Raw genomic sequence first — 8,393 nt, forward strand, 5'->3', positions numbered from 1 at the left:
GTGGGCGCTGCTGGACACGTTGGAGTATCTGCGGCGCGGCGGCAGGGTCGGCGGTGCCGCCGCCTGGATCGGCTCGGTGCTCGACGTCAAGCCGATCCTGACCATCGAGTCGGAGATGAAGCCCGTTGAGCGGGTGCGAACCCGCAGGCGTGGCGTGGAGCGGTTGGTGGAGCTGATGCAGCAGCGCCGCGCGGTCGGCGCCGATCGATGGTTCGTGCAGCACACGAGTACCCGTGCGGAAGCGCAGCCGCTGGTGGACCGGCTCGCCGGGATATTCGGCACCAAGCCCGAATTCGTCTGTCAGATGGGACCGGTGATCGCCACCCACATCGGCCCCGAAGCGTTGACGGTGGGCGGCGTGCCGGCGGCAGCGCTGGGTGTCGGGCATGGCTGACGTGACGGTGGTCACCGACAGCACCTGCTATCTGCCGCGCGCGCTGACCGACAGTCACGACATCACGCTGGTTTCGCACTACTACGAACTCGGCGACGGTCCGCTGCGCGAGCTGGACTTCGACGGCGATTTCGACCGATTCTTCGCAGCGGTGGATGCGGCTGAGGGCGTGGCGAGGACTTCGCCGACCTCGGTCGAGGATTTCGTGTCGGTCTTCGAGCAACTGCTGGACCGGCACGGCGCGGTGGTGGCGGTGCTGCTGTCCTCGGGCGTCTCCAAGACCTGCGAGCACGCACGTCAGGCAATGAAACGGTTGCAGGCCAAGGGCATTGACCGGACGGATGAGGAGCGGGTGGTGGTGGTCGACTCGGCCACGTCCGGCGGGTTGCTGGGCTTGCAGGCGGTGGCTGCCGCAGAGGCGGCTGCCGCGGGACTGGACGTCTCGGGGGTGGTCGAGGCGGCGCGCCGGCTGCGTCAGCAGAGCAGGATGTGGATTCTGCTCGACACGCTGGAGTATCTGCGGCGCAGCGGCCGGGCCAGCAGCGCCGCCGCCTGGGTCGGTTCGGTGCTCGACATCAAGCCGGTCATCACGATCGAATCGGAGTTCAAGGCCGTCGAGCGGGTCCGCACCCGCCGCCGGGGTGTCGAGCGCCTGGTTGAGCTGATGCGAGAGCAGCGTGCGGTGGGGGCCGACCGCTGGTTCATGCATCACACCGGCGCAGACGAGGACACGCAACGGCTGGTCGATCGGCTCACCCGGTTGTTCGGCAAGAAACCCGAGTTCGTCTCGGTGCTCGGCCCGACGAGCGCGACGAACCTCGGTCCCCGGACGCTGGCGGTGGGAGGCTTTCCCGAATCGGCGTTGGACAGCGGGCATGGCTGACGTCTCGATCGTCACCGACAGCACCTGCTACCTGCCGGGTGCGCTGATCGACAGCCTCGACATCGCGGTCGTCTCGCAGTACTACGACCTCGGCGCCGGTGCGCTGCGGGAGTCGGGGTTCGACGGTGATCTGCCGGGATTCTTTGCCGAACTGGACGCGTCGAAGACGGTGGCCAAGACGTCATCGGCCGCCGTCGAGGATTTCCTGGTGGTCTTTGACCGGCTGCTGGCCCGGCACAGTGCGGTCGTCGCGGTGCTGATCTCCTCCGGCATCTCGGAGACCTGCTCGAACGCCCGGCAGGCCGTGGCGCGGCTGGCGGCCGAGGGCCAAGACCAGACGGGCGGCGAGCGGGTCACGGTGATCGACTCGGCGGGCTGGGTCGGCCAGCTGGGGGTGCAGGTGCTGGCGGCTGCGCGGGCGGCCGCCGCCGGGGAGAGTCGTGCGCGGGTGATCGACCGAGTGCATCAAGCGCGCCAGGGGGCCAGGGCGTGGGCGCTGCTGGACACGCTGGAATACATGCGCCGGGGCGGCCGGATCGGCAGTGCCGCCGCCTGGATCGGGTCCGCGCTCGACGTCAAGCCGATCCTGACGATCGAATCGGAGATCAAGGCCGTCGAACGGGTGCGTACCCGCCGGCGCGGGATCGAGCGACTGGTCGAGCTGATGCGGCAGCGCCGCGCGGCGGTGGGCGCGGATCGGTGGTTCGTCCAGCACGCCGACGCGAGCGAGGATGCCCAGCGGCTGGCGGACCGTCTTCGCGCGATGTTCGGCACCGAACCGGAGTTCGTCGGCGAGGTCGGGCCGGCGATGGCGACGCACGTCGGTCCCGGAGCGCTGGCGGTCGGGAGTCTGCCCGGTGCGGCCCTGGACGGTGCGCGTGGCTGATGTCGCGGTGGTCACCGACAGCAGCAGCTGCCTGCCGGCTGCGCTCGTCGACAGCCTCGGCATCACGCTGACGGCGGCCTACTACGACCTGGGCGCCGGCCCGGTGAGCGAGTTGGAGTTCGACGGCGATCTGACCCGGTTCTTCGCGGAGCTGGACGCGTCGGACACCGTCGCCACGACGGCACCGGCCACCGTTGACGATTTCGGGGCGGCATTCGAACCGCTGCTGGCGCAGCACGACGCCGTCGTCGCGGTGCTGACGTCGTCGGGAATCTCGGAGAGCTGCTCGATGGCCCGGCAGGCGGCGGCACGGCTTGCCGCCGGGGCGAGCGGTGAGCGGGTGACGGTGATCGACTCCGCGGGCACCTGCGGCAATCTGGCCGTGCAGGCGGTGGCGGCCGCGCGGGCCGCCGCCGCGGGGGCTGACCGTGCGGGGGTGATCGAAGCGGTGCGTCGAGCACGCCACGAGACCCGGGGCTGGGTGCTCCTGGACACGCTGGAGTATCTGCGTCGCGGCGGCCGGGTCCGCAACACCGTCGCCTGGGTCGCATCGGCCCTCGACCTCAAGCCGATCCTGACGATCGAGTCCGAAGTGGTTCCGGTTGAGCGGGTCCGCAGCCGGCGGCGCGGGGTCGAGCGGTTGGTCGAACTGGTTCGACATCATCGTGCCGCGGCCGGCGCCGATCGATGGTTCGTACACCACGCCGGCGCGCCCGAGGACGCGCAGCGACTGGCCGAGCGAATCGGTGAGATGTTCGACGCCGAGGCGGAGTTCGTCTGTGAGGTTGGGCCGGTGATCGCAACGCACTGGGGCCCGGGGGCGCTGGCGGTCGCCGGCCTCTCCCGGGCCGCGCTGGACGGCGAGCCGGGCTGATGTCGGCGGGAACCGGACGGGCCGGGCTTCGACGAAAGTCGGCGAACCGCTTTCTGTGTGACCTCCGTCACGGTACCGTTGAGGTGTGGCTGGGCGGTGGCCTATGCCAGGTCGGGTGAGAGGCCGCGAATGTGGACCCGCCGAAGGCGGGTCGCCGCTGGGGGACGCGCATGGCTGAGACGGCGATCCTCACCGACAGCACCGCGGGCCTGCCGCGAGCGCTCACCGAGCGGCTCGGGATCGAGGTCGTCTCGCTCTACTACGACCTCGGCGGCGACGGCTGGCGCCGGGAAGCCGACCTGAACGAGGAGTACGACGCGTTCTACGCGGATCTGGCCGCCGCCGCCGAGCCGGCGACGACCTCGCCGCCCACCGACCAGGACTTCGCCGTCGCCTACGAGCGGCTGCTGGAACACCACCGGCGGGTCGTGGCGATCTGCATCGGCTCATCGATGTCCGAGACGTGCACCATCGCGCGGCGGATCGCGGAGAAGTTCGGCGTCGACCGGGTGGCGGTGATCGACTCCGGCGGCCTCTCCGGTCACTTGGGGCTGCAGGCGATCGCGGCCGCGCGGGCCGCGGCCGGGGGAGCCGGCCTCGACGGCGTGATCGAGCGCGTGCACCACGCCCGCAAGGAGGTCAAGGCCTGGGCGCTGGCCGGAACCCTGGAATACCTCCGGCGCAGTGATCGGGTCGGCACCGCCGCCGCCTGGATCGGGTCGGTGCTCGACGTCAAGCCGATTCTGGTCATCGAGTCGGAGCTGAAGGCCGCCGAGCGGGTGCGCACCCGCAGACGCGGAGTCGAGCGGCTGATCGAGCTGATGCGTCAGTCGCGCTCGCTCGGCGCCGACCGATGGTTCGTCCAGCACATCCACGCCGCCGAGGATGCGCAGCTGCTCGCCGGGCGGCTGTCCGAGGTGTTCGACGCGCCGCCCGAGTTCGTATCCGACACCGGCCCGGTGGTCGGTACCCATATCGGGCCGGGAGCGTTGTTCGTCGGCGCAGTCTCCGGTACGGCGTTGAGGTAGCGGGATGAGTACCACGACCAGCGTCGACTGCGCCAAGTGCGGGACCGCGAACCGGCCCCAGGCCAAGTTCTGCGGCAACTGTGGCGCGCCGCTCGCGATCGAAGTCGCCTGCCCGATGTGCGGCGCCCGCAACCCGGGATCGCAGCGCTTCTGTGACGAGTGCGGCGGCGGGCTGACCGCCGAGTCCAAGCCGGAGCAGCCCGCCACCCCGGCGGCCCCGGAGACACTTGCCGACGGGCGGTACGCGATCGGCCGGCTGCTCGGCGAGGGCGCCGGCAAGCGGGTGTATCTGGCCACCGACATCCGGCTGCAGCGGGAGGTGGCCGCGGCCGTCTTCAAGGCCAGCGAGTCCGACGAGAACGCCGTGCGCCGCGCCCGCCGGGAGGCCGCCGCGATGGCGAAGCTCGGCGAGCATCCCAACATCGTCAACGTGTACGACTTCGGCGAGGAGAACGGGCAGCTGTACCTGATCAGCCAGTACATGGCCGGTGGTGACCTGTATGGGCTGCTCTCGGCTGCGGCCGACCACCGGCTCGCCACCGAAGAGGTGGTCCGGATCGGCGGCGACATCGCCAGCGGGCTGGCGCACGCGCACAACAACGGTGTGGTGCACCGGGACGTCAAGCCGCAGAACGTCTGGCTGACGCCGGACGGCACCGCAAAGATCGGCGATTTCGGGCTCGCCGTCGCCGAGGGGGCCACCCGGATGACCCGCGAGGGGACGATGATCGGAACCGTCGCCTACATGCCGCCCGAGCAGAGTCTGGGCCGCGGGTCGGATGCCCGGTCGGACATCTATTCGCTCGGCGCCCTGCTCTACGAACTGCTTTGCGGCATGCCGCCTTTCGTCGGTGAATCCACCGCCGCGGTGGTCTCCCAGCACGTGTCGACCGCCCCGCTGGCACCGAGCGGGCATCGCACCGGGATACCGGCGGCACTGGACCAGCTGCTGTTGAAGATGCTGGCGAAGTCGCCGGATGCGCGGCCGCAGAGTGCGACCGAGGTTCGCGACGCACTCGGGCTGATCGCCGCCGCGGTCGCCGGCGGGCCCAGCACCACTCATGACGTGGCGGCGCTCGACCGGATCACCGACAGCACATTTCTCGGCCGGGAGCGGGAGACCCAGCAGCTGCGCACCGCGGTCGACGACGCGGTCGGCCGCCGTGGACGCTGGGTACTGGTGAGCGGTGAGTCGGGGATCGGCAAGTCGCGGCTCGCCTCGGAGGTCGCGGCGTATGCGGCACTGCGGGGTGCGCAGGTGCTCTGGGGCCGCTGCTACTCCGGCGCAGGCGCCCCCGCGTACTGGCCGTGGGCGCAGGTGATCCGCGACTACGCACACGACCACGACGCGACGTCGGTCGCCTCGGACCTGGGCTCCGGCGCGTTCGAGATCGCGCAGATCGTCTCGGAGGTGCGCGAGCAGATGCCGGATATCCCGGAGTCGCCGCCGCTCGACGCGGAGCAGGCCCGATTCCGGCTCTTCGACTCGATCGCGCGGTTCCTGGTCGGCGCCTCCGAACGCCAGCCGCTGGCGATCTTCCTGGAGGACCTGCACCAGGCCGACCGGCCGTCGCTGATGCTGTTGTCGTTCGTCGCGCGTGAGCTGGCCCGATCCCGGGTGTTCCTGCTGGGCACCTACCGCGACGACGAACTCGCCGGTGACCACTATCTGAACGAGGTGCTCACCGTCCTCAGCAAGGAGCGTGGCTACGCACACATCAAGCTGCGTGGCCTCTCCGATCAGCAGGTCAAGGCGATGCTCGAAGCGGTGCTGCAGCAACCGCTCGAACAGCGAGACGAACTCACCCTCGCCGAGGCGGTCTGCCGGGAGTCGGACGGCAACCCGTACTTCACCGAGGAGATCATCCGCCACCTGATCGACTCCGAGGTGCTCGACTGGCGAGACGGCCGCTGGGTTACCGACATCCCCGACGGCGGCGAGCTCGGGATTCCCCGCGGCGTGCGGGAGGTGATCTCCCATCGGCTGGCGAAGCTGCCGGCCGAGACACTCGAGCTGTTGTCGGCCGCCGCGGTGATCGGCCGGGTCTTCGATGTGCAGCTGTTGACGCATATCAGCGAGCTCGAGGCGGGCGTCGTGCTGGCCCGGATGCAGCCGGCGCTCGACGGGGCGATCGTGCGGCAGGCCGTCGGCGAGCCGGGCCGATACGTGTTCGCACACGGCGCGACGCGGGACGCGCTCTACGACGACCTGCCCGCGTTGCGCCGCGCACAGCTGCACATCGCCGCCGGCGAAGCGCTGGAGGAACTCTACGAGGACCGAATCGAGTCGCATCTGTCGCAGATCGCGTTCCATTTCGCCAGGGCGGCTCCGGAGGGTGACGTCGCCAAAGCCGCCGACTACGCCTGGTGGGCCGGTGAACGGGCGGCGGCAACGTATGGCTACGAAGACGCGGTGAGCCTGTTCGAGACGGCACTGCGGCTGTTCGACACGCTCCCGGAGGTGGTGCCGCAGCGACGTTGCGATCTGCTGCTGGCACTCGGGGATGCCCGGTCGCGGGCCGGCGACGCCGAGGGTGCCCGGCAGACGTTCGGCGAGGCGGCGTCGATGGCCCGTGACCTGGCGTTGAACGACCACTACGCCCGCGCCGCGCTCGGCTACGGCGGGGGTCTGGGCGGCTTCTCCATCACCGACCGCGCCGATGAGCGGCTGGTGACGATGCTCAACGAGACACTCGAGGTGTTGCCGGCGCGGGACAGTGCGCTGCGGGTGCGGGTGCTCGCCCGGCTGGCTCTCGAGCTGCGCCGCAAGGGCGCACTGGAAGAGGCGGACCGGACCAGCACCCAGGCCATCGAGATGGCCGAGCGGGTCGGCGACACGAAGATCCTGCTGCTGGCCATGCACAGCCGGCAGTGGTCGATGCTGGGCCCCGATGGCATCGAGGAGGCCATCACCTCGGGTGGGGAGATGGTCCGGCTCGCCCGGATCGTCGGTGACCGCGACATGGAGTTCGAGGGTCATCACCTGCGGCTGATCGCGCTCGCCCAGCTCGGCGACTTCCGGGCCGTCGACGTGGAGATCACGGTGTGCGACCGGCTGGCCGGTGAGCTACGCCAGCCACGCTATCTGTGGCAGGCGGCGGTGTTCCGGACCATGCGGGCGTTGATGCAGGGCCGCTTCAAGGAGTCCGAACGGCTGGCGCAGACGGCGCTCTCGATCGGCCAGCGCGCCCAGCCGGAGGTGGCGGCGGTGGTCTTCGGCGCCCAGTCGTTCCTGATCCGGTTGGCGGACGGTAGCCTGGGTCAGCTGGAGGACGCCGGCCGGGAAGCCGCCGCTCGCTACGGCCAGGCGTGGCCGGCGGCCTACGTCTGGCTGCTCGCCGAGATCGGAAAGCTCGACGAGGCCCGCACCCGATCCGCGGATCTGTCGGGCGACGGCTTCCAGGGGCTGCGGCGCAGCAGCGACTGGTTGACGTCGGGTTGTGCGCTGTCCATCGCGTCACTCGCGGTCGGCGACCGCGATGCGGCCGGCAAGCTGTACGAGCTGCTGGCTCCGTACGCCGACCGGTGCACGCTGTTTCTGGCCGGCTCCGGCTGTCTCGGCTCCAACCACGGATACCTCGGCTTCGCCGCCGTCGCGGCCGGTCGCGATCAGGACGCGGCGCGGCACTTCGAGGCCGCGCTGGTGCGCAACGCCGAGATCGGCTGCGACTACGTGACGCCGCGGGTCTGCTGCGAGTACGCCCGGCTGCTGCTCGACGGCGCCGAGCCGGCCGGCCGGGACAAGGCGCTGGCCCTGATCGACCAGGGTCTTGCGCTCGCCGGGCGGATGGGCATGCGCGGCGAGGCCGAGCGACTCACCCGGCTGCGTCAGGAGCACCAAGAGCGTCAGGAACGTCGGGAGCGCCGAGAGCAGCGCCAGGAGCAGCGGCCGGCCCTCGGGTGGTCCGCGCTGGACAGCGTCGCCAGGTCAGCCGAGATCAGTCGGCCCGACCTGAGCTCGGTGGCGGCGCCGGACGGGACGGTCACCATCATGTTCTCCGACATCGAGGGCTCCACGGTGCTCGCCGAACAGCTCGGCGACGAGCGGTGGCTGAAGTTGCTGCACCGCCACAACGCGCTCATCCGCCGGCATCTGGCAGAGCACAGCGGCTTCGAGGTCAAAGCGCAGGGCGACGGATTCATGGTCGCCTTCGCCAGCGCCCGCAGCGCGATCCGCTGCGCCATCGCGATCCAGCGTGACCTGGCGACGCGTCTCGACGAATCCGGTAATCAGCTGCTGCGCATCCGGATCGGACTGCACACCGGAGAGGTGATCCGCGAACAGGAGGACTTCTTCGGGCACGCCGTCATCCTGGCGGCGCGGATCT

Annotated in this window: 6 protein-coding genes; all 6 read left to right on the forward strand. The window is 70.6% G+C overall.

All coding sequences use genetic code 11. The features are described 5' to 3' along the window. The coding region (locus AC2VNT_RS16160) for a DegV family protein (protein WP_486947817.1) at positions 1–394 on the forward strand (394 nt) is incomplete at its 5' end. After that, positions 387–1,277, forward strand: a complete 891-nt coding sequence (locus tag AC2VNT_RS16165) for a DegV family protein (protein ID WP_486947818.1) — start codon at positions 387–389, stop codon at positions 1,275–1,277. The genes AC2VNT_RS16160 and AC2VNT_RS16165, both read left to right, overlap by 8 nt. Next, on the forward strand, positions 1,270–2,163 hold the full coding sequence (locus AC2VNT_RS16170) for a DegV family protein (RefSeq protein ID WP_486947819.1): 894 nt from the start codon (positions 1,270–1,272) through the stop codon (positions 2,161–2,163). The genes AC2VNT_RS16165 and AC2VNT_RS16170 overlap by 8 nt, the downstream gene beginning before the upstream one ends. Continuing rightward, positions 2,156–3,037 (forward strand): DegV family protein, encoded by an 882-nt coding sequence (locus AC2VNT_RS16175; protein WP_486947820.1) that lies wholly within the window; start codon positions 2,156–2,158, stop codon positions 3,035–3,037. The genes AC2VNT_RS16170 and AC2VNT_RS16175 overlap by 8 nt, the downstream gene beginning before the upstream one ends. A 170-nt stretch (positions 3,038–3,207) precedes the next feature. Next, the gene (locus AC2VNT_RS16180) at positions 3,208–4,065 is read left to right on the forward strand and encodes a DegV family protein (RefSeq protein WP_486947821.1); all 858 of its coding nucleotides are present in this window, start codon (positions 3,208–3,210) and stop codon (positions 4,063–4,065) included. Positions 4,066–4,069: 4 nt separating this feature from the next. Then, positions 4,070–8,393, forward strand: a 4,324-nt coding sequence (locus AC2VNT_RS16185; protein WP_486947822.1) for a protein kinase domain-containing protein, incomplete at its 3' end; no start/stop codon positions are given.

Source organism: Mycobacterium sp. TH-M15 (assembly GCF_057473705.1).

Bases quoted from the DNA above. Each gene is read 5' to 3' on its own strand.
- AC2VNT_RS16165 (WP_486947818.1), top strand. From the start codon at position 387: ATGGCTGACGTGACGGTGGTCACCGACAGCACCTGCTATCTGCCGCGC.
- AC2VNT_RS16170 (WP_486947819.1), top strand. From the start codon at position 1,270: ATGGCTGACGTCTCGATCGTCACCGACAGCACCTGCTACCTGCCGGGT.
- AC2VNT_RS16180 (WP_486947821.1), top strand. From the start codon at position 3,208: ATGGCTGAGACGGCGATCCTCACCGACAGCACCGCGGGCCTGCCGCGA.